The sequence below is a fragment of the Bradyrhizobium sp. AUGA SZCCT0182 genome (assembly GCF_018130185.1).
Classification (GTDB): domain Bacteria; phylum Pseudomonadota; class Alphaproteobacteria; order Rhizobiales; family Xanthobacteraceae; genus Bradyrhizobium.
Window position 1 is genome coordinate 1 of record NZ_JAFCLY010000035.1, and the last position, 20,020, is coordinate 20,020.

General features: G+C 62.8%; 20 protein-coding genes. 14 read left to right on the forward strand and 6 right to left on the reverse strand.

The window, feature by feature from the left end:
- Nucleotides 1–467: 467 nt before the first annotated feature.
- The 4 genes from gcl to JQ611_RS29650 all read left to right on the forward strand — a co-directional run bounded on the left by gcl (nt 468) and on the right by JQ611_RS29650 (nt 4,484).
- Nucleotides 468–2,261 carry a glyoxylate carboligase gene (gcl, locus tag JQ611_RS29635; protein WP_212391063.1) on the forward strand — a complete coding sequence of 598 codons (1,794 nt, stop codon included), beginning with the start codon at nt 468–470 and terminating at the stop codon, nt 2,259–2,261.
- A gap of 13 nt (nt 2,262–2,274) precedes the next feature.
- Nucleotides 2,275–3,060, forward strand: a complete 786-nt coding sequence (gene hyi, locus JQ611_RS29640; RefSeq protein ID WP_212467434.1) for a hydroxypyruvate isomerase — start codon at nt 2,275–2,277, stop codon at nt 3,058–3,060.
- Nucleotides 3,061–3,086: 26 nt separating this feature from the next.
- Entirely contained in the window at nt 3,087–3,974 is an 888-nt protein-coding gene (locus JQ611_RS29645) for a 2-hydroxy-3-oxopropionate reductase (protein ID WP_212467435.1), read from the forward strand.
- Between the two features lie 120 nt (nt 3,975–4,094).
- Nucleotides 4,095–4,484, forward strand: a complete 390-nt coding sequence (locus JQ611_RS29650; protein WP_212269067.1) for a DUF1236 domain-containing protein — start codon at nt 4,095–4,097, stop codon at nt 4,482–4,484.
- 73 nt (nt 4,485–4,557) lie between these two features.
- Here JQ611_RS29650 and JQ611_RS29655 read toward each other — a convergent pair whose 3' ends face one another.
- The 3 genes from JQ611_RS29655 to JQ611_RS29665 form a co-directional block, all read right to left on the reverse strand.
- Nucleotides 4,558–4,923, reverse strand: a complete 366-nt coding sequence (locus JQ611_RS29655) for a VanZ family protein (RefSeq protein WP_212467436.1) — start codon at nt 4,921–4,923, stop codon at nt 4,558–4,560.
- 164 nt (nt 4,924–5,087) lie between these two features.
- Nucleotides 5,088–5,693 carry a thiamine pyrophosphate-dependent enzyme gene (locus JQ611_RS29660; protein WP_212467437.1) on the reverse strand — a complete coding sequence of 202 codons (606 nt, stop codon included), beginning with the start codon at nt 5,691–5,693 and terminating at the stop codon, nt 5,088–5,090.
- Between the two features lie 8 nt (nt 5,694–5,701).
- On the reverse strand, nt 5,702–6,274 hold the full coding sequence (locus JQ611_RS29665; RefSeq protein ID WP_212467438.1) for a thiamine pyrophosphate-binding protein: 573 nt from the start codon (nt 6,272–6,274) through the stop codon (nt 5,702–5,704).
- A gap of 217 nt (nt 6,275–6,491) precedes the next feature.
- On the opposite strand from JQ611_RS29665, the gene JQ611_RS29670 reads away from it, so the two are divergent.
- From JQ611_RS29670 to JQ611_RS29680, 3 genes are read left to right on the forward strand one after another with little or no spacing between them, the layout of a single operon-like run.
- Complete coding sequence (locus JQ611_RS29670) at nt 6,492–7,439, forward strand: tripartite tricarboxylate transporter substrate binding protein (protein ID WP_212467469.1); 948 nt, start codon at nt 6,492–6,494, stop codon at nt 7,437–7,439.
- Between the two features lie 16 nt (nt 7,440–7,455).
- A complete protein-coding gene (locus JQ611_RS29675; protein WP_212467439.1) occupies nt 7,456–8,340 on the forward strand; it encodes an amidohydrolase in 885 nt (294 codons plus the stop codon).
- Between the two features lie 15 nt (nt 8,341–8,355).
- Nucleotides 8,356–9,405, forward strand: a complete 1,050-nt coding sequence (locus JQ611_RS29680; RefSeq protein WP_212467440.1) for a hydroxyacid dehydrogenase — start codon at nt 8,356–8,358, stop codon at nt 9,403–9,405.
- A gap of 3 nt (nt 9,406–9,408) precedes the next feature.
- Here the strand turns inward: JQ611_RS29680 and JQ611_RS29685 are convergent, their stop codons facing one another.
- The gene (locus JQ611_RS29685) at nt 9,409–10,299 is read right to left on the reverse strand and encodes an MBL fold metallo-hydrolase (protein ID WP_212467441.1); all 891 of its coding nucleotides are present in this window, start codon (nt 10,297–10,299) and stop codon (nt 9,409–9,411) included.
- 10 nt (nt 10,300–10,309) lie between these two features.
- On the reverse strand, nt 10,310–11,524 hold the full coding sequence (locus tag JQ611_RS29690; protein ID WP_212269074.1) for an ABC transporter substrate-binding protein: 1,215 nt from the start codon (nt 11,522–11,524) through the stop codon (nt 10,310–10,312).
- Between the two features lie 114 nt (nt 11,525–11,638).
- Between JQ611_RS29690 and JQ611_RS29695 the strand changes: the two genes are divergently transcribed.
- The 4 genes from JQ611_RS29695 to JQ611_RS29710 all read left to right on the forward strand — a co-directional run bounded on the left by JQ611_RS29695 (nt 11,639) and on the right by JQ611_RS29710 (nt 14,614).
- Nucleotides 11,639–12,346: a TetR/AcrR family transcriptional regulator gene (locus JQ611_RS29695; RefSeq protein ID WP_212269075.1), complete on the forward strand. Its 708-nt coding sequence runs from the start codon at nt 11,639–11,641 to the stop codon at nt 12,344–12,346.
- Nucleotides 12,324–12,497: a hypothetical protein gene (locus JQ611_RS29700; protein ID WP_409410655.1), complete on the forward strand. Its 174-nt coding sequence runs from the start codon at nt 12,324–12,326 to the stop codon at nt 12,495–12,497. The genes JQ611_RS29695 and JQ611_RS29700 overlap by 23 nt, the downstream gene beginning before the upstream one ends.
- Nucleotides 12,498–12,499: 2 nt before the next feature.
- On the forward strand, nt 12,500–13,336 hold the full coding sequence (locus JQ611_RS29705; RefSeq protein WP_212269076.1) for an SDR family NAD(P)-dependent oxidoreductase: 837 nt from the start codon (nt 12,500–12,502) through the stop codon (nt 13,334–13,336).
- Between the two features lie 78 nt (nt 13,337–13,414).
- Nucleotides 13,415–14,614 (forward strand): ABC transporter substrate-binding protein, encoded by a 1,200-nt coding sequence (locus JQ611_RS29710; RefSeq protein ID WP_212391085.1) that lies wholly within the window; start codon nt 13,415–13,417, stop codon nt 14,612–14,614.
- Between the two features lie 533 nt (nt 14,615–15,147).
- Here the strand turns inward: JQ611_RS29710 and JQ611_RS29715 are convergent.
- Nucleotides 15,148–15,597: a cupin domain-containing protein gene (locus JQ611_RS29715; RefSeq protein ID WP_211996955.1), complete on the reverse strand. Its 450-nt coding sequence runs from the start codon at nt 15,595–15,597 to the stop codon at nt 15,148–15,150.
- A 157-nt stretch (nt 15,598–15,754) separates the two neighbouring features.
- On the opposite strand from JQ611_RS29715, the gene JQ611_RS29720 reads away from it, so the two are divergent.
- The 3 genes from JQ611_RS29720 to JQ611_RS29730 all read left to right on the forward strand — a co-directional run bounded on the left by JQ611_RS29720 (nt 15,755) and on the right by JQ611_RS29730 (nt 19,984).
- Nucleotides 15,755–16,516 (forward strand): SDR family NAD(P)-dependent oxidoreductase, encoded by a 762-nt coding sequence (locus tag JQ611_RS29720; RefSeq protein ID WP_212391087.1) that lies wholly within the window; start codon nt 15,755–15,757, stop codon nt 16,514–16,516.
- A gap of 111 nt (nt 16,517–16,627) precedes the next feature.
- Nucleotides 16,628–17,464, forward strand: a complete 837-nt coding sequence (locus tag JQ611_RS29725) for an enoyl-CoA hydratase family protein (RefSeq protein WP_212269080.1) — start codon at nt 16,628–16,630, stop codon at nt 17,462–17,464.
- A gap of 168 nt (nt 17,465–17,632) precedes the next feature.
- Nucleotides 17,633–19,984, forward strand: a complete 2,352-nt coding sequence (locus JQ611_RS29730; protein ID WP_212467442.1) for a bifunctional salicylyl-CoA 5-hydroxylase/oxidoreductase — start codon at nt 17,633–17,635, stop codon at nt 19,982–19,984.
- The last annotated feature ends 36 nt before the right edge of the window (nt 19,985–20,020 follow it).

The following is a 20,020-nucleotide window of genomic DNA, read 5'->3' on the forward strand; positions in this document are numbered from 1 at the left end:
TCGTGTGCACTTTGTTTTGTGCAAACCGCACGCGAGACCGCGGGTGCAGCGCGCACCCGGTCTTCCCTGCGCCCTCTTGATGAGAGGGCGGGAAGTTACTGGCAAAGCTCGGGCGCAATGCGTCGCGAGAATAATTTTTGTCGTCCCGGCGAAGGCCGGGACCCATACGCCGCGGCCCCCGTTGCTAAAAAAGGAAGATGACGACCAGCGTGCAAAACAATGATCGCTGGTGGTTATGGGACCCAGCCCCCGTGCGCAATTGCGCACTAGGCCGGGACGACGGCTGATAGAGCTTCGGCTCTCGTTCGCCGATCTCATCGTTTCACCGATCCTTCCATCCAACCACATGATCCACCGTGCTTTTCCCAATTCCTCCCACATCGCGGGAAACAAATGCGACGTCGTTGAGATCGAAGGTGGCAGCCGTGATGATCGCGCCAGAGCAACACGGTCAAGCGAGGTGCAAAATGGCGAAGATGCGAGCGATCGATGCCGCGGTACGTATCCTCGAAAAGGAAGGCGTGGTGACCGCCTTCGGCGTGCCGGGAGCGGCGATCAACCCGCTTTACTCCGCGCTGAAGCGGCGCGGTTCGATCAGCCACATCCTGGCGCGCCATGTCGAGGGCGCGTCCCACATGGCCGAGGGCTATACCCGCGCCAAAGCCGGCAATATCGGCGTCTGCATCGGCACGTCAGGTCCGGCCGGCACCGACATGATCACCGGGCTTTATTCGGCGATTGCGGATTCGATCCCGATCCTGTGCATCACCGGGCAGGCGCCGCGCGCGCGGCTGTACAAGGAAGACTTTCAGGCGGTCGATATTGAATCGATCGCAAAGCCTGTGACGAAATGGGCTGTCACGGTGCGCGAGCCCGCGCTGGTACCGCGCGTGTTCAGCCAGGCCTTTCACATCATGCGTTCGGGCCGTCCCGGGCCTGTGCTAATCGACCTGCCGCTCGACGTGCAGCTTGCCGAGATCGAGTTCGACGACGAGACCTACGAGCCGCTGCCGGTCTACAAACCATCAGCGACGCGCAGGCAGATCGAGAAGGCGCTGGCGATGCTCAACGCCGCGGAGCGTCCGCTGATCGTGGCGGGCGGCGGCGTCATCAATGCCGACGCATCCGAATTGCTGGTGGCGTTTGCCGAGGCTGTCAACGTTCCCGTGGTGCCGACGCTGATGGGGTGGGGCGCCATCCCCGATGACCACGTGCTGATGGCGGGCATGGTCGGGCTGCAGACCAGCCACCGTTACGGCAACGCCACCATGCTGCAATCCGACTTCGTGCTCGGGATCGGCAACCGCTGGGCCAACCGCCACACCGGCTCGATCGAGACCTACACCAAGGGCCGCACCTTCGTGCATGTCGACATCGAGCCGACGCAGATCGGCCGTGTCTTCAACCCGGATTTCGGCATCGTGTCCGACGCCAAGGCGGCACTGGAACTGTTCGTCACCGTTGCAAAGGAGTGGCGCAAGACCGGCAAACTCAAAGAGCGTCAGGCTTGGCCGGCCGCCTGCCAGGACCGCAAGCGGACCATGCTGCGCCGGAGCCGCTTTGACGACATCCCGATCAAGCCGCAGCGGGTCTACGAGGAGATGAGCCGCGCGTTTGGCCGCGACACCTGTTACGTCAGCGTAATCGGCCTGTCGCAGATCGCCGGCGCGCAATTCCTCGGCGTCTACGGTCCGCGCAACTGGATCAATGCCGGGCAGGCCGGTCCGCTCGGCTGGACGCTGCCCGCGGCGCTCGGCGTGCGCGCCGCCGATCCGACCCGCGAGATCGTGGCGCTGTCGGGCGACTATGACTTCCAGTTCCTGATCGAGGAGCTCGCGGTCGGCGCGCAGTTCAAGCTGCCCTACATCCACGTCGTCGTGAACAACTCCTATCTCGGCCTGATCCGTCAGGCGCAGCGCGGATTCGAGATGGACTATCAGGTGCAGTTGTCGTTCGAGAATATCAACGCGCCGGAGCTTGGCGCCTACGGCGTCGACCACGTCGCGGTCGCGCAAGGCCTCGGCTGCAAGGCGATCCGCGTCACCGATCCGCACGACGCGCAGGCGGCGTTCGCGACCGCGCGCGAATGGATGGCGGAGCACAAGGTGCCTGTGGTGGTCGAGTTCATCCTCGAGCGCGTCACCAACATCTCCATGGGCACCGAGATCGACAACATCATCGAGTTCGAGGAAGTGCTCGATCTGCCGCTGGACGATGCGCCGGCGAAGTCGAACACATCTGGCACATTGTTGCCGGCTTAGGGGGAGATCGACGATGCCCAAATTTGCCGCCAACCTCACCATGCTGTTCGGCGAACTGCCATTCCCAGATCGCTTTGCGGCGGCCAAGGCCGCCGGCTTCAGCGGCGTCGAATATCTGTTTCCCTATGATTTCGACAAGGCCGAGCTCAGCGAGCAATTGCAGCAGCACGGATTGACCCAGGTGCTGCACAATCTGCCCGCCGGCAACTGGGCGACGGGCGAGCGCGGCATCGCGATTTTTCCTGACCGGGTCGAGGAATTCCGCGACGGCGTCGCGCGCGCCATCGATTACGCCAAGGCGCTGGATTGCCGTCAGCTCAATTGCCTGGTCGGCATCGCGCCTGATGGCGCCGATGCGCACGAACTGAACAAGGTGCTGATCGGAAATTTGCGCTTTGCCGCCGACGCGCTGGCCAAGGAACGGATCAGGCTTCTGGTCGAGCCGATCAACACAACAGACATTCCGGGCTTTTTCCTGAGCGGTACCGAACAGGCGATCCAGCTCATATCAGACGTGCGATCGAGCAACCTGTTCGTGCAGTACGACATCTACCACATGCAGATCATGGAAGGGGACATCGCGCGCAGCCTGCAGAAGCATCTGCCGCGCATCGCTCATGTCCAGCTCGCCGACAACCCCGGCCGCAACGAGCCCGGCACCGGTGAAATCAATTATCCGTTCCTGTTCCGGCATCTCGACGCGATCGGCTATCGCGGCTGGGTCGGATGCGAGTATAAACCGAGGACGACGACCGTCGACGGCCTCGGCTGGCACGCGGCCCTGACGCTCGATACCTGATTGGTCAATAACAAGGGAAAATCCAAATGATCGATATCGGCTTTATCGGCCTCGGCACCATGGGTCGCCCGATGGCGAAGCATCTCCAGACTGCCGGCCATCACCTGTTCCTGCACGACGTTGCGCCGATCCCGCCCGAGCTTGTCGCCGAAGGCGGGGTGGCCTGCAAATCGGGCAAGGAGGTCGCGGAAAAATCCGACGTCGTCATCATCATGGTGCCGGACACGCCGCATGTCGAAGCGGTGTTGTTCTCCGAGGGCGGCGTCGCGCAGGGGATTTCAAAGGGCCAGATCGTGGTCGACATGAGTTCGATCTCGCCGCTTGCCACGAAAGAATTCGCCAAAAAGATCGAGGCGCTCGGCGCCGATTATCTCGATGCCCCGGTTTCCGGCGGCGAGGTCGGCGCCAAGGCGGCGAGCCTGACCATCATGGTGGGTGGACCCGAGCGCGCGTTCAACACCATGAAGCCGGTGTTCGACAAGATGGGCAAGAACGTCACGCTGGTCGGCGGCAATGGCGACGGCCAGACCACCAAGGTCGCCAACCAGATCATCGTCGCGCTGACGATCGAGGCGGTCGGCGAAGCGCTGTTGTTCGCATCGAAGGCCGGTGCCGATCCGGCCCTGGTGCGGCAGGCGCTGATGGGCGGCTTTGCGTCGTCGCGGATTCTCGAGGTGCATGGCGAGCGCATGATCAAGCGCAATTTCGATCCGGGTTTCCGCATCGAGCTGCATCAGAAGGATCTCAACCTCGCCCTCGAAGGCGCGCGCTCGCTCGGCATATCCTTGCCGAACACGGCGATCGCACAGCAGCTGTTCAGTTCCTGCGCGGCGCATGGCGGCAAGGCGTGGGATCATTCCGGCATGGTGAAGGCGCTGGAGATGATGGCTAACCACGAGATTGGAAAGACTTGATCGAACGCGGAACCTGATGCGGAACTTCCTGTTCCATGTGCCCTTTATTGGCGCGCGTGGAACCGGAACATCCAATGCCTCCGATGGTTGAAACGCACCATCAATTCACTGGAGGACATGATGAACAATCGTTTAGCTGTTTCGCTGATTGCCGCTTCGCTGCTGACTTCGGGCGCGGCGTTTGCCCAATCCACCACCGTTCAGGGCGCGCAGGACGGCGCCCGAGCGGGTGGTCAGGTCGGAGGTCCGGTCGGCGAGGTCGTTGGCGGCACCGTGGGTGCGGCCGTAGGCCTTGGATTGGAAATTCCGAATGCCGTGATCACGTCGATCCAGGCGGAGCGCGGGCCGTCGGTCGTGGTGCGTGAGCGGGTCGTCGTGGGCGAGCCGCTGCCGTCGACCGTCGAATTGCGCACGGTGCCGAGCCACACCGAATATCGCTATGCGATCGTCAATGATCGCCGCGTGATCGTGGAGCCGCGCACGCGCCGGGTCATCAAGATCATCGACTAAGCGCGCAGCTTGCAATTGATCCTCGCGGGGGCAATCCTCCCGCGGGGATTGTTGCGTCAGGACGCACCGGCCGTCACGACGCGCCGGCGCTCGATCGTTGCGTTCGCTTGACGACCAGATCGAAGGCCGCCGCAGCGGCGAGGCCAACGCAGACTGCAAACGCGTCGACCAGAAAATCCTCCAGCCGCGCGTGCCGCCCCGGCGCCCAGAATTGCAGGATCTCGATCACGCCGGTCAGGCCGACGCCGGTGGCCGCCGTAAACAAACGGTTTCGCGTGTAGGCCAGGCCGAACGCGAGGCCAAGCAATACGAAGGCGAGCGCATGTTCGCCGTCCTGTCCGAGAACGCTGGCGTGCGGCCGATAACCCGGCGGCCCCAGGGTTGCGAATGCGACGGCTGCGGCAAGACACCAGGCGAAGAGCTTGAGGGCAATTGACATGAGCCCGGCTTAGCATGTTCAGGACGCGAATATTGCACCTGCGAACAGCCACGATGTCGTGTGGTTAATGCCTAATACTAGAGCGTTTTCGAGCGAAAGCCTGTCCCGCACTTGATGCGGGATGGAGCCCGGTTCGCGTGAAGAAAACGCGTCAAAACAAAAAGCTAGAGCGGTTCCCGCACACCCAGCCCGTGCATGAACCGTTCCCTGATCTGCACGGGATCGCGCCGGGTGATGCCGACGCCCGGTTTGTCGTCGATCCGCACGCCGATCAGGGTCGGCCCCGCGGTGGACATGGATTGATCGATCAGGCGTTCGAAATCGTCCTCGTCGGCGGCCCAGGCGCTGTTGCCGAGACCGCTGGCGATCGCGATCGCAACGATGTCGGCGACAACAGCGCCTGGCGTCGGCTGCGCGCCGGTGATTTGGTAGACGCCGTTGTCCATCACCACCATCGTGAGATTCTTCGGCGCCAGGGTTGCGATCGTCGACAGCGCGCCCAGTTGCATCAACAGCGAGCCGTCGCCTTCAAGCGCGAAGATGCGACGCTCCGGTTGCGCCAGTGCGACGCCGAGCGCGATCGGAAAGGCGAGGCCCATGCTGCCGAGCATGTAAAAGTTCTGCGGCCGGTGGCCGGCGGCCCACAGGTCGAAATTGGTGTTGCCGATACCGCCGACCACGGCTTCCTCGTTCTTCAGCTTGGCGACCAGCCGCGAGGTGAGATCGAAGCGGTTCATGACCTTGGTATTGCGGGCAGGGGTGCTGTTCATGACATCGCTCACTTGTCGAAGGTCTTGCCGCCGGTCAGAAGCGGCGAGAGGATCAGCGCCACCGGCGCCTGCGTGGTGATGGACTGCTTGATCGAGCGGTCGCAGATGAATTCGAACTCGTCGAGGCGTGTGCAGGTGTGATGCTCCATCGCCAGCGAATCCAGCACCGGGCGCATGGTGCGGCATACCAGCGACTGGCCGTAGTTGAACTCGCCGAGCGTGCCGCGTTCGGTCACGAACAAGATCAGCGGGATCTGGTAGGGCATCGCCAGCGAGGCCAGCACGTTGGCGAGCGTTGCAAAGCCCGACGTCTGCATCAGCACCGCGCCCCGCCGCCCGCCCATCCAGGCGCCGGAGACGATGCCGACGGCTTCTTCCTCGCGCGCGGTCGGAAAGGTCGTGAAAAACGGATCGGCATGCAGGTTCTTGATCAGCGTCGTCAGGATGCGATCGGGCACATAGGGCACCAGACTGATATCGTTGCGCTTGAGAGATTGCAGCACGATGCCGTGCCAGCTCTTCTCCTGCGAGCTGTTCTCCAGCGAAGTCTTGGGCGAGGTTTTTTCCTCCGCAACCGCCATACTGTCTTCTCCCTCGATCTTCCGAAAATTCTCGTTCGCGACGTGGTGCCGTCGCGCAGCTTTTGCTGCGCCGAAACTTGACGCCGCGGACGAGATTGTCAACATGCCTTCATCGTTACCGTGATCTGCAGGCTTGGCGATGGCTTCAACGCGCCGGCATGCGACAATGTGAGATAACGAGAACATCGGGAGGGCTGCCGTGGGAGTTTGGTTCCGGATGGCTGCGGTTGCGGCATTGATGCTCGCTGCGGTGGGCGCGGCATCCGCGCAATCGTTCCCTTCAAAGCCCGTGCGTATTTTCGTGCCCTATCCCGCCGGCGGCGGCGTCGATGTCCTGACGCGCACGCTGGGTGAGGTGGTGTCCAAGCAATGGGGCCAGTCGGTCGTGGTCGAGAACCGCCCGGGCGCCGGCGGCGTCATTGCCTCGCAGGCGGTCGTGACCTCGCCGCCTGACGGCTACACGCTGATCATGGTGGCGAGCGGTCATGCCACCAATCCGTTGCTGTATCCCAAAATTCCCTACGACACCTTCAAGGACTTCACGCCGATTTCGCTACTCGGGTCGTCGCCCAATATCCTGCTGGTGCGTGCGGATTCTCCGTTCAAGGCGGTGGCCGATGTGATCGCGGCGGCGAAGGCAAAGCCGGGCAGTCTGTCATTTGCCCATGCCGGCACCGGCACGTCGACGCATCTGGCTGGCGAACTCCTGAAGAATCTCGCGAAAGTCGATCTCAACGCCATTCCGTACAAGGGCGGGGCACCCGCGATCAACGATCTGCTCGGCGGGCAAATTCCGATGTCGTTCAACAACGGCCCGGAATCGGTCGGGCAGCTTCAAGCCGGCACGCTTCGTGCGCTCGCCGTCACCACGGCCGATCGCGCGCCGCTCCTGCCCAACGTCCCGAGCATGTCGGAAGCCGTACCGGGCTATGACACCGGCGTGTGGTGGGGCCTGCTTGGACCGGCCGGCATGCCGCCCGAGATACTCACAAAACTCTCACATGATTTCGTCGCGGCCTTGAACACGGAGGCCGTGAAGGAGCGCCTCGGCAAGCTCGGCGCGCAGCCGATCGGCAGCTCACCGCAACAATTCGACGCCAGGATCCGTGCCGATTACGAAAAATGGGAGCCGATCATCAAAGCTTCCGGGATGAAGGCGGAATAACGATGTGGTGCCTCCGATGATTCCAGCCTGCCTTCCGCCCCGACCTGTCAGCCGTCCCAAGGTGCCGTTGCCGCCTGGCGCCTGCGATACCCATGCCCATGTATTCGGCCCATCGGATCGCTTTCCCTATGCGGATGATCGCAGCTACACCCCGCCGGATGCGCCGCTGGAAAAATATCTCGGCATGCTCGACACGCTCGGCTTTGCGCGCGGCGTGCTGGTGCAGGGCAGTGCGCACGGCCGCGACAATGCGGCGATGCTCGATGCGCTGCGGCGAGAGCCCGGCCGCCTGCGCGGCGTCGCGGTGGCCGACGCCAATGTCTCGCCTGACGAACTGCGCGCGTGGCACGGCGCCGGCGTCCGAGGCCTGCGCTTCAATCACTTCTTTCGCGATGGCCAATTGCACTATCGCGGTGGCGTGCCGTTGACGGAGGCCGAGAAGCTTGCGCCTGTCATGGCCGAGCTTGGCTGGCACCTGCAGCTCTGGATCGATGTCAAGGATCTGCCGCAGACGATTCCGGTCCTCAAAAAACTCGGCCTGCCTGTCGTGATCGATCACATGGGCCGCACCGATGCGCGCGCCGGCACCGGCACCGAAGGTTTCCAGAGCCTGTTGCGTGCGGTCGGCGAGGGCTGGTGCTGGGCGAAATTGTCGGGCGCGCATCGGCTGAGCCAAAACGCGCCTGACTATCCCGAAGCGCGGCCGTTCCACGAGATGCTGGTCAAGATAAATCCGGAGCGCCTGGTCTGGGGCGGCGACTGGCCGCATCCGCGGGTCGAGGGCGAAATGCCGGACGCCGGACACCTTCTCGAATTGTTTCAGATGTGGACGCCTGATAAGGCAACGCAGCAGCGCATCCTCGTCAGCAATCCCGCCAAACTCTACGATTTCCCGAACTGAAAGTTGCACAACAAGATGACCGTCAACAACAAGCGCGTGTTCTACGTCAAATATCTCGCCCACGAGATCTACACCGAGATCCTGAAGACCAGGGCCGATGTGCGGCTCGACAAGCTGGAAAACGAGAGCCCTGAATCCGTCGCGGCGCCGATTCTGGCCGCGGCGCACGCCTATCAGATCGGGGCGGCGCGCGATGAACTGGCGCCGCATTTCCATGCCCATGCAGATCTTCTGAAGCGGGCGCCGAATTTGCTCATCGTCTCCAGCAACGGCGCGGGCTTTGACCCCGTCGATGTCGATGCCTGCACCGCGGCCGGCGTGCTGGTGGTCAACCAGACCGGCGGCAACGCCAATTCCGTGGCCGAGCACGCGCTTGGCATGCTGCTGACGCTGTCGAAGCGCATCCTCGAATCCGACCGTGCGCTTCGCCGAGAGGCCAATGTCAATCGCAATGCGCTGATCGGCAACGAAGCGCAGGGCAAGACCATCGGCATCGTCGGGATCGGCAATGTCGGCCGCCGCATCGCCGAACTCTGCAAGGGACTGCTGCACATGAAGGTGATCGCCTACGATCCCTATCTGACGGCAGAGGAAATCGCGGCGCGGGGCGCGGAGAAGGTCGAGCTCGACGATCTGATGCGCCGCTCGGACTTCGTTTCGATTTCCTGCCCACTGACAAAAGACAATCGCCGCATGATCGGTGCAAAACAGTTCGCGCTGATGCAGCCGCATGCGTTCTTCATCACCACCGCGCGCGGCTTCATTCACGACGAGGCCGCGTTGTACGATGCGCTGCGCGACAAGCGGATCGCCGGTGCCGGGCTCGACGTCTGGGACAAGGAGCCGCCGCCGCCGGAACACCCTCTGCTGCAGTTCGACAATGTGCTGGCCAGCCCGCATACGGCAGGTGTCACCAGGGAAGCCCGCGTCAACATGGGCAGGATCGCCGCCGAACAGATCCTCGACGCGCTCGACGGCAAGCGGCCGCCGCGCATCGTCAATCCCGAGGTCTGGCCGGCCTATGCCAAGCGCTTCGAGCGGACGTTCGGGTTTGCGCCGAAATAGGCGCTACAGGAAAACGAACCGGAAGGCGGATCCCTTCGATACCACGCGGCCGGCGGTCGGTGCCGGAAAGTGCGCCGCAAGAAGGATGCTCGGCGTGTCCGCGAGCCGCTCGAGCAGTTTGATACGGGTGGTCCGCGCGGCCTCCCTATCGAAATCCGCCGCGTTCGACAGCCAGGGCGCCGCGCACTGGATCGGATGATGGATGATGTCGCCGGACATGACCGCATGATCATGCCTGCCGTTCAAATGTATCTGCATATTGCCGATCGTATGGCCCGGGGCGGGCTCAAAGTGCATCATCGCGTTTCGATCGTCGAACAGCAGATGGTCGGTTTCCACGAATTCCGCCTGTCCGGCGGCAACCACCGGCAACACCGAATCTGCGAACGATCCGTGATTGACCGGATTGTTGGGCGTGGCGGCGTGCGCCTGCTCCCAATGGCGATACTCGGTGCGGCCCATCAGGTACCGCGCGTTCGGGAAGGTCGGGACCCAGCGCCCGTCGATGAGCCGCGTGTTCCAGCCGACGTGATCGACATGCAGATGGGTGCACATCACGAAGTCGACGTCTTCGGGACGAACGCCGAGTGCTTGCATTTTTTCCAGATAAGGCTGGTTGAGCTGGTTCCATACCGGGACGCGCGGCCGCGGCTTGTGATTGCCGCAGCAGGTGTCGACCAGGGCGGTCCATCGCCCGGTGCGGACCACATAGGAGTGGTGGCTGAGGATCATCCGCCCGGTGCCGGGCTCGATGTATCGTTCGTCCAGCCAGTCGCTGTTAGCCGCGATCACCTCGTCATCGACGTTGGCGAACAACCAGTTCCTTTCAAACGGCAGACTGGCAATCTCGACCAGCCGGTCGATCCGCATGCTGCCGATTTTCAGCGTCTCCATGCTGGGCCTGTCAGTTCTGCAGCAAATCGCCGAACGGCACCCAGCGTGTTCCGTCGTAGCGGATCAGCCGCATGCTCGTCATCGGCGTATAGCGTTCCGGCGAATTATTCACCGCGGTGCCGTTGATCAGCATCGGCAGGCGAACGTCTTTCAGGTTGGTCGCCTGCTTCATCACATTGGCGCGGGTCAGATCGTTACCGGCGGCCTTGAGCGTCGTTACCAATGTCTGGGCGATGGTGTAGCCGTACACGTTCAGCCAGTCGCTCTTGTTGGCGTCCGGCAGATATTTCTCCATGAAGGCCAGCCATTCCTTGTAGCCAGGGTCGTCCTTCAGGCCGGGATCGGTGCTGTCTTTCAGATACTGGCTGGAGACGACGCCGACCGAATTCTCGCGCCCCGCCGGTTCGAGCACGCCGCTGATGGAGGCAGATACGTTTGAAATAATCGTGGTCGGCTTCCATCCGATCTCGGCGATCTTCCGGATCGCTTGCGCGGCGAATTTCGGCGTGGCCGCCACCAGCACGACATCGGCGCCGCTGCTCTTCAAGAGCAGTATCTGGGTATCGATGGTGGGGGAGGTGGTTTCATAGGGGGCCTTGGAGACGATCTGATCGCTGCCGCCGAGACCTTCCTCCAGCGCCTTCAGATAGTCTTTTCCTAGATCGTCGTTTTGATAGAGAACGCCGATCTTTGCCCTCGGGTGGCTGTCCCTGATGTATTTGGAATAGGCGAGAGCCTCGTCGCGATAGGTCGGCTGCCAGCCGACCGTCCACGGGAAACTCTTCGGATCGTCCCACTTCGCGGCGCCGGAGCCGAGGAAGAGTTGCGGCACCTTCTTGTCGTTGAGATATTTGTGCACGGCGTTGTTGGTCGGCGTTCCGACGCCGCCGAAGATCAACAGCACCTCATCGCTTTCGACCAGGCGGCGGGTCTGTTCGACGGTCTTGGGGGGACTGTAGGCGTCGTCCGCGATGATCATCTGGATCCGGCGCCCGTTGACGCCGCCTTCGTCATTGATCTTGCGAAAATAGGCTTCGGCGGATTTCGCGATCTGCGCGAAGGCGGAAACCGGCCCGCTGAGGGGGGCCGTGGTGCCGATCTTGATCGTCTTGTCGTCAGCGCCCGTGTCGTATTTCGCGGCGCCTTGCGCCTGCGCGGGGATGGCCGCCAGCACCGACAGGGCGATGCCGAGGGCGTGAAGTCGGGATCCAGGAAAACGGCGCACTTTGTAGCTCCTCCCAGGTTTCCCGCCTCTTCGGGCGGGCTTTCCGGTCGTTCGGGTGTACGAACGATCGTTCGTTTGGTTGACTATCGAACGATCGTTCGTTAGTCAATGTGCATGATTTCCTCTGCTTCCAGTGCGGCCGAAACGGTCGCGACCTCCACCCGCGAGCGCATTCTTGCCGAAGCGCTCAGCCTGTTTGCCGAGAGCGGCTATGGCGGCGCCTCGATGCGCGAACTGGCGCGCCGGGTCGGTGTCCGTGAAAGCAGCCTTTACAACCACTTCCCGGGCAAGGCGGCGATCCTGGAAGCGATCGTCAGCGAGCACGGGCCGGCGAGTTCGGCGAGCCGCCTCGAGCAGCCGCGCTATCGCCAGTTGCGCGACCAGCCCGCGGCGTTTTGCCGGCAGTTTGCCCTCGACCTCGTCGACCAATGGTCGGACCCGCGCGAGCATCAATTCCAGAAGGTCATCACGGCGGAACGAAACCGGGTCCCGGGCATTCGCGCGAAATTCGCCGATCAGTTCTATGCGCGCGAGCAGCGCCTGATGACGGATTATTTCCGCGGTTTCACGCTGGCCGGTCTCGTCAAGACACCGGATCCGCGCGAGACGGCGCGGCTGTTCGCGGCCGGCCTGATCTACATCCGCCTCGAGCACTATGTGATGGGCGCGCAGTCGTCACCGCGCGACAAGGTGATGGAAGCCATCGAGCGGTTTCTCGGTTTCTTCTTCTCGTTGATCGCCATCAGCGACGTCGCAGACCCAACAAATACAAAAAAACGAAAAGCTAAGGGAGAAGTGCGTGGCAAGGTTATCCCTGATTGATCCGGACGCGACGATCGGAGACATCCGCGCATCCTTTGACCGGATGGCGGTCAAGCCGAGCATCTTTCAAATAATGGCGCACGCCGAAGCCGGCGTGATCCCGGCGATGCGGGTCGGCAATGGCTCGGCGCGCCAACACGGGTCGAGGTAAAGATGACAGAGAAAATGCGCTATGTCCGCCAGCTTAGCGCGGCGTCCGAAGGTCAGGCTCCGGGCCGCGGCCGGCTTCGGGGCCGCAGGATCCTGGTCGTCGGTGGCGGTCAGCGGACGTTCGACGCCGCGACCGATCCGGTCGGAAACGGCCGGGCCATGTCCATGCTGTTTGCCAGGGAAGGCGCCCATGTCGCGGTCGCCGACCTGCACCGCGCCAGCGCCGATGACACCGTAAAGCGCATTGCCGGCGAGGGCGGTCTCGCTTTTTCGATCAAGGCGGATATTGCGCGCGAGGCCGATGTGAACAGGATGATCGACGAGGCCGTTGACGGTCTCGGTGGACTCGACGGCATGGTGCTCAATGTCGGCATCGGCGTCGGGGCGCTGGGGCTCGACGGTGTCGATCTCAAGGAGTGGAATGACACGTTCGCGGTCAATTTGACCGGTCCAATGCTCTGTTGCCGCAAGGCGCTGAAGCATATCGCCGATGGGGCGTCGATCGTGTTCATCTCGTCGATCGCCGGGCTTCGCTCGGGCTCGCGGCTGATTGCCTATGACACGTCGAAGGCGGCGCTTGGCGGCCTGATGCGCAACGTCGCCAAGGAAGGCGCGCGCCGCGGCATCCGCGCCAACATCATCTGCCCCGGACTGGTCGATACGCCGCTTGGCCGCCACACCAGCGCCGGCCGGCCGTCGCGCAGTGCGTCCGGCGCGCCGTTCGGGCGGATGGCGACGGGGTGGGAGATCGCCTACGCCGCGCTGTTCTTCATGTCCGACGAGAGCGTTTACGTCAACGCGCAGACGCTGGCGGTCGACAGCGGCATCACCGGGCTTTGAGCACGGCGAGGCAACGGGTCAATCAATAGCCGGCTCTTCTCGTGCCGGAAAGAAAAGTGAAAACAGGGGAGTGAGCGTATGTTGAGCAAGTCGTTGTGGCCGGCCCTTGTTGCCGGTGTAGTCAGTGCCATCGTCTGGACGGGAGCAGCGTCCGCACAGAAGAAATACGATCCCGGCGCATCCGACACCGAGATCAAGATCGGCCAGACCATGCCGTACAGCGGGCCGGCTTCGTCCTATGCAACGATCGGCCTTGTGATGAAGGCCTATTTTGACAAGATCAATGCGGAGGGCGGCGTCAACGGCCGCAAGATCACGCTGCTGTCGCAAGACGACGGGTTTGTTTCGTCCAAGACGGTGGAAGCCACGCGCAAGCTGGTCGAGCAGGATGATGTTCTGTTCATCGCCGGCTCGCTCGGCACGGCGCCGAACGCCGCGGTTCAGAAATATCTGAACATCAAAAAGGTGCCGCAGCTTTTCGTCGCGACCGGCGCGACGCGGTGGGGCGATCCGGAACATTTTCCGTGGACCATGGGATGGCAGCCCAGCTACCAGATCGAAGGCGCCATTCTCGGTCGTTACACGGCTGCCACGTATCCGACGGCAAAAATCGGCGTGCTGTATCAGAACGATGATTCCGGAAAGGATTACATCAAGGGTTTCAAGGCGGGCCTCGGTGACGCCGCCAAGCTGATCGTGGCCGAGACCTCGTATGAATTGTCGGATCCTACGGTCGACTCGCAAGTCATCACGTTGAAGACTGCCGGCGCCGACGTGTTTTTCCTGCACGCGAATCCGAGATTCGTCGCCCAGGCGATCCGCCGGACGTTTGAGCTGACCTGGAAGCCCGCGATCATCCTGCCGAGCGTTGGCGCGTCGGTCGGCGCGGCTCTGGCTCCGGCCGGTCTGGAGAAATCGATCGGCGCCGTGACGGCGGCCTATATGAAGGATCCCACCGACAAGGTGTGGGAAAGCGACAAGGGCTTTCAGGACTGGCTCGCCTTCATGAAGCAATGGTATCCGCGCGGGAGCCTGATCGACGGCAGCAATGTCTATGGCTACTCCATGGCCCAGACCATCGTCCAAGTCCTCAGGCAATGCGGCGACGTGCTGACGCGCGAGAACGTCATGCAGCAGGCGGCTTCCATGAAGGATCTGGAGCTTCCGATGCTGCTGCCGGGCATAGACCTCAGCACCAGTGCCAAGGATTTTTTCCCCATCAAGCAGATGCGGCTGGCGCGCTTTGACGGCACGTCCTGGATCGTGATGCCGAAGTAGGGCGAGGCGGCCTGGAACCCGTCCTCTCCGGGGCGGGTTCAGTGCCGAAAGTGCGGCTCAAATCTGCGGAGAAAATTTCCCCCGCGGCGGGCGCGATCATGGCAATAATTCCACTGCCAAAGGGCGCCCGGACGACGCGCGCATTGCTATTTTCGTAGGCATCTCGACTAGTTAGCCCGTTACGACCATTTTCCGTAGTGCGCCCCGTTTCTGGGAACAACCGTTCCGCCGGGCACGATGGAAGATGAAATGCGACAGGTAGGTACATTTCTGCGCAACGCGCCGTCCCGGATCGGACGTCGCCTGGCCCAGATCGTCGCGATTGCCGCTGCCAGCCTGCCGGCTGCCGGGGCTTAAGGCCGCTTACGTCAATTTGAACATCGAAAGCTCGTCATCGCGCGAACCTGCGGTTCGCGGATACCGGGTTTGTCGCGCTATGTCTGGCGTAAATACTTTCGCGCAGCCTCAGAGCTTTGCCATCGTCGCCCGCGCGGCACATTGCGCGCGGGCTCAGCTAAATTTCGCGAAGAGTTTTAGTCATTGGCTTCCGGCGGCAGAAAATTCACTTCATGCTCGGCCGAGATGCGCACGATCTCGGCGACATCGCTCAGATTGTGCAGCTGGTTGAAAAGTGCTTCCAGCTTCTGGGTCGGTGAAACCCAGAACAGCGCCCGCGCCGGTTTGTCCGACTTGTTGAAATAGCCGTGCGGGATCCCGCGCGGCAACCGCACCAGGTCGCCGGCCTTGGCCTGCACCCAGACGCCATCGAGCTTCAGATCGAGCATGCCGTCCTGCACCAGGATGAATTCGTCCTGCGTGGGGTGGATGTGGACCGGTACGAACTGGCCGGGATCACTGTTGGTTTCGAACGCAAAGGTCGAATCCGTTACGGCCTTTGGGAAGTATACCTGTCCGAGGATGTTCCAGGTCTTGCCGGAATAGCCGGTGCCGTTCTGCGTGATGCCTTTTTCGAGCGCCGCCATGTTGTTGACCCCTCTTTGGCTGTCGCGACGACGCTACCCCCGGCCGGCCTTCTGTCAAGCGGGTGTGGCAGGCACGCGAAGGCTTCCGCAACTTGCTTCCTTGCAAAAGCTTGAAGTTTAAAATAAATGTCGGAGGTCAGTTCCGGGAGGCCGACCGATGTCCAAACCGTTGCATTCCCAGCATGCGCTCGTCACCGGCGGCGGGCGTGGCATTGGCCGCGCAGTCGCCGCAGCACTGTCCGACGCCGGCGCTGTCGTCACCGTGCTCGGCCGCAATCGCGCCACGCTGGATGAAGCCGTTGCGTCAGGCGCCGCGCAATTTGCTGTTACAGCAGATGTCGCCGATGCAGCTTCCGTGAAATCAGCCGTTGCGGAGGCCGCGGGCCGGCAACCGATCGATATCCTGATCGCGAATGCGGGCGCTGCGGAATCCGCGCCGTTCGGCCGCTCCGACGCTGCGCTGTTCCAGCGCATGATGGACGTCAATTTCATGGGCGTGGTGCATGCCACGCAGGCTGTGTTGCCGGGGATGCTGGAGCGCCGCCAGGGGCGGGTGGTCGCGATCGCCTCTACCGCCGGCCTGAAGGGCTACGCCTATGTCAGCGCCTACAGCGCTGCAAAACACGCGGTGATTGGTCTGGTCCGTTCGCTGGCGCTGGAAACGGCCAAGAGCGGCGTCACCGTCAATGCCGTCTGTCCCGGCTTCACCGAGACCGATTTGCTCGAAGGCTCGATCGACAACATCATCAAGAAGACCGGGCGCAGCCGCGAGCAGGCGGTCGCCGAACTGTCAAAGCACAATCCGCAGGGCCGCCTCGTTGCGCCGTCGGAAGTCGCCGATGCCGTGCTGTGGTTGTGCGGCGCGGGCGCCGGCGCCATTACCGGACAGGCGGTCGCGGTCGCCGGCGGCGAAGTTTGAAATTGAAACCGTCATTGCGAGCGAAGCGAAGCAATCCATCTCGCCGCAAAAAGAAAGAATGGATTGCTTCGCTGCGCTCGCAATGACGAATAGCAAGACAAGGGAGATCCCATGAGCAGACCCGCCAACCCCGTCACGCTGCCGCTATCAGAATATTCGCCGAAGCATTTCTTGCTCGCCGTTGACGGCAAGATCGCCACCGTGACGCTGAACCGTCCGGAGCGGAAAAATCCGCTGACCTTCGACAGCTACCGCGAACTGACGGATTTCTTCCGCGCCTGCGCGATGGATGATGAAGTCAAGACCATCGTGGTGTCAGGCGCTGGCGGGAACTTCTCTTCGGGCGGCGACGTCTTCGAGATCATCGGTCCGCTGGTGCAGATGGACACCAAGGGCCTCACCGCCTTCACGCGGATGACCGGCGATCTCGTGAAGGCGATGCGCGCTTGCCCGCAACCCATCATCGCCGCTGTCGACGGCATCTGCGCCGGTGCCGGCGCGATCATCGCGATGGCCTCGGATATGCGCCTGGCAGCGCCCGGCGCCAAGGTCGCCTTCCTCTTCAACAAGGTCGGGCTCTCCGGCTGCGACATGGGCGCTTGTGCGATCCTGCCGCGCATCATCGGTCAGTCGCGGGCGTCGGAACTGCTCTACACCGGCCGCTTCATGACCGCGGAGGAGGGCGAACGCTGGGGCTTCTTCAGCCGGATCGTCGCCGCCGATCAGGTGCTGGCGCAGGCGCAAGCGCTGGCGAAACAGGTGTCCGACGGGCCGACCTACGCCAACACCATGACCAAGCGGATGCTGGCGATGGAATGGGCGATGTCGGTAGAGGAGGCGATCGAGGCGGAAGCCGTCGCCCAGGCCCTGTGCATGACCACGGAGGATTTTGCCCGGGCGTTCGAGGCGTTTTCCAACAAGCGGTCACCAGTGTTCCAGGGGAATTAGGCAACCGAGTAGCCCGGTGAGAGCGGAGGGGAAACCCGGGGGTGATCGTGCGGCTTGAATCCCGGATGTAGCTCCGCTCATCCGGGCTACAGGTAGGGACTTGCGGGAAAATTGCTTTAGGTTTAAAGTAATTTCCGGATGGCCCGTTAGCTTGCTTCGGAGGCGCTGATGAAGGTGGCGATAATCGGCGGGGGACCGGCGGGTCTCTATGCCGCGATCCTTTTGAAGAAGCAGCGGCCGCAGGCCGAGATCACGGTGCACGAGCGCAACCGCGCCGACGACACGTTCGGCTTCGGCGTGGTGTTCTCCGACGCGACGCTGGACAACTTCGAAAAGTACGACCCGCCGAGCTACCGCCGCATCACCCAGGAATTCGCCTATTGGGACGATATCGCGGTGCATTTCCGCGGCACCGTGCACCGGGTGGGCGGCAACGGCTTTTGCGGCTGTTCGCGCCGCATGCTGCTGCTGATCCTGCAGGAACGCGCCCGTGAACTCGGCGTCACGCTGCTGTTCGAAACCGATGTCGACGACGAGACCCGTTTTGCCGATGCCGATTTGATCGTGCTTGCCGACGGCATCAACAGCCGTTTTCGCGACAAACATATCGAGCATTTCCGTCCCGAGATCGATCTGCGCTCCAACAAGTTCACCTGGATGGGGTCGACCAAACCGCTCGATGCCTTCACGTTCATTTTCCAGGAGACAGAGTGGGGTCCCTTCATCGCCCACGCCTATCAATATGAAGCCGGCCGATCGACCTGGATCTTCGAGACCGATGCCGAGACCTTTGCGCGCGCCGGCCTGGAAGGCCTGAGCGAGCAGCAATCCGCCGATCGCATGGCTGATATCTTCGGCTGGTTCCTCGGCGAGCACAAGCTGCTGATCAACCGTTCGATGTGGCGCAATTTTCCGATGATCCGCAGCGAGCGCTGGGTCAAGGACAATATGGTGCTGCTCGGTGACGCCAAGGCGACCGCGCATTTCTCGATCGGCTCCGGCACCAAGCTCGCGATGGAGGACGCCATCGCGCTCGCCGAAGCGATGGCGCAGGCGCCGACAGTAGATGCAGCCTTGCAGACCTACGAGCATGGGCGGCGCGAGGAGGTCGAGAAGACCCAGCACGCCGCCGACGTGTCGCTGGTCTGGTTCGAGCATGTCGACCGCTTCTGGGATTTCGATCCCGTGCAGTTCGCGTTCGGCGTCATGACCCGCGCCAAGGCGATCACCTACGATAACCTCACGCTGCGCGCGCCGGGCTTTGTCAGCGAGGTCGACAAGGCGTTTGCAAAGACCGTCCGTGCCAAAGGGTTTGACGTCGACATCGAAAAACCTGTCGCGCCGATGTTCCAGCCGTTCAAACTGCGCGAGATGGAGGTGGCCAACCGCGCGGTGGTGTCGCCGATGTGCATGTATTCGGCCGAAGAGGGCGTGCCCGGCGATTTCCATCTGGTGCATTACGGCTCGCGCGCGATCGGCGGCGCAGGTCTCATCTTCACCGAAATGACCTGCGTCGGCCGCGACGCCCGGATCACGCCGGGTTGCACCGGACTGTGGAACGACACGCAGCAGGCCGCATGGACGCGGATCGTGGATTTCGTCCACGCCAATTCGGCCGCCAAGATCTGCCTGCAGCTCGGCCATGCCGGGCGCAAGGGCGCCACCAAGCTGATGTGGGATGGCATGGACCGTCCGCTGGAGCAGGGCGGCTGGGACACGCTGTCGGCGTCGCCGATTCCCTATTTCCCGGACAGCCAAGTGCCGCGCGAGATGGACCGATCAGCGATGGATCGCGTCAAAGGCGAGTTCGTCGCGTCCGCGCTGCGTGGCGACGCCTGCGGCTTCGACATGCTGGAGCTGCACTGCGCCCACGGTTATCTGCTCGCAAGTTTCATCTCGCCGCTGACCAACACCCGGACGGATGAATATGGCGGCACGCTCGAGAACCGGTTGCGCTATCCGCTCGAAATATTCGAGGCGATGCGCGCGGCGTGGCCGGCGCACAAGCCGATGTCGGTGCGCATCTCCGCCACCGACTGGGCCGAAGGCGGCGTCACCGGCGACGATGCGGTGGCGATTGCCCGCGCGTTCGGCGAGGCCGGCGTCGATCTCGTGGACGTCTCCACCGGACAGACCGTGCGCGACGCGCAGCCGATTTACGGCCGCATGTTCCAGACACCGTTCTCCGAACAGGTGCGCAACGAGGCAAGGGTTGCGACCATGTGCGTCGGGAACATCACGACGTCAGATCAGGTCAACACCATTCTCGCCGCCGGCCGCGCCGACCTGGTGGCGCTGGGCCGGCCGCATCTGGTTGATCCTTCCTTCACCATGCGGGCGGCGGCCTGGTATGGCGCCTCCGATATCGCCTGTCCGCCGCAATATCTCCCCGGAAAGGAGCAGATTTTCCGCAACTCTGTCCGCGACCGGCAGGATTTCGACGACCTCAAAATTAAGGGTAAGCCGAAAACCCGCGCCGAGCTCAAGGCCGAGGCGACAAAGCCGCTTGCGGCCGAATAGGCTGGATGGCACCCTCTATCTCTCCCTCGCCCCGCT

Excerpts from the sequence above, each read along its gene's own strand:
- JQ611_RS29685 (WP_212467441.1), bottom strand. The coding sequence starts at position 10,299 with ATGGAGACGCTGAAAATCGGCAGCATGCGGATCGACCGGCTGGTCGAG.
- gcl (WP_212391063.1), top strand. The coding sequence starts at position 468 with ATGGCGAAGATGCGAGCGATCGATGCCGCGGTACGTATCCTCGAAAAG.
- JQ611_RS29650 (WP_212269067.1), top strand. The coding sequence starts at position 4,095 with ATGAACAATCGTTTAGCTGTTTCGCTGATTGCCGCTTCGCTGCTGACT.
- JQ611_RS29675 (WP_212467439.1), top strand. The coding sequence starts at position 7,456 with ATGATTCCAGCCTGCCTTCCGCCCCGACCTGTCAGCCGTCCCAAGGTG.
- JQ611_RS29665 (WP_212467438.1), bottom strand. The coding sequence starts at position 6,274 with ATGGCGGTTGCGGAGGAAAAAACCTCGCCCAAGACTTCGCTGGAGAAC.
- JQ611_RS29730 (WP_212467442.1), top strand. The coding sequence starts at position 17,633 with ATGAAGGTGGCGATAATCGGCGGGGGACCGGCGGGTCTCTATGCCGCG.
- JQ611_RS29705 (WP_212269076.1), top strand. The coding sequence starts at position 12,500 with ATGACAGAGAAAATGCGCTATGTCCGCCAGCTTAGCGCGGCGTCCGAA.
- JQ611_RS29695 (WP_212269075.1), top strand. The coding sequence starts at position 11,639 with ATGATTTCCTCTGCTTCCAGTGCGGCCGAAACGGTCGCGACCTCCACC.
- JQ611_RS29710 (WP_212391085.1), top strand. The coding sequence starts at position 13,415 with ATGTTGAGCAAGTCGTTGTGGCCGGCCCTTGTTGCCGGTGTAGTCAGT.
- JQ611_RS29670 (WP_212467469.1), top strand. The coding sequence starts at position 6,492 with ATGGCTGCGGTTGCGGCATTGATGCTCGCTGCGGTGGGCGCGGCATCC.
- JQ611_RS29645 (WP_212467435.1), top strand. The coding sequence starts at position 3,087 with ATGATCGATATCGGCTTTATCGGCCTCGGCACCATGGGTCGCCCGATG.
- JQ611_RS29655 (WP_212467436.1), bottom strand. The coding sequence starts at position 4,923 with ATGTCAATTGCCCTCAAGCTCTTCGCCTGGTGTCTTGCCGCAGCCGTC.
- JQ611_RS29680 (WP_212467440.1), top strand. The coding sequence starts at position 8,356 with ATGACCGTCAACAACAAGCGCGTGTTCTACGTCAAATATCTCGCCCAC.
- JQ611_RS29715 (WP_211996955.1), bottom strand. The coding sequence starts at position 15,597 with ATGGCGGCGCTCGAAAAAGGCATCACGCAGAACGGCACCGGCTATTCC.
- JQ611_RS29660 (WP_212467437.1), bottom strand. The coding sequence starts at position 5,693 with ATGAACAGCACCCCTGCCCGCAATACCAAGGTCATGAACCGCTTCGAT.
- JQ611_RS29720 (WP_212391087.1), top strand. The coding sequence starts at position 15,755 with ATGTCCAAACCGTTGCATTCCCAGCATGCGCTCGTCACCGGCGGCGGG.
- hyi (WP_212467434.1), top strand. The coding sequence starts at position 2,275 with ATGCCCAAATTTGCCGCCAACCTCACCATGCTGTTCGGCGAACTGCCA.
- JQ611_RS29725 (WP_212269080.1), top strand. The coding sequence starts at position 16,628 with ATGAGCAGACCCGCCAACCCCGTCACGCTGCCGCTATCAGAATATTCG.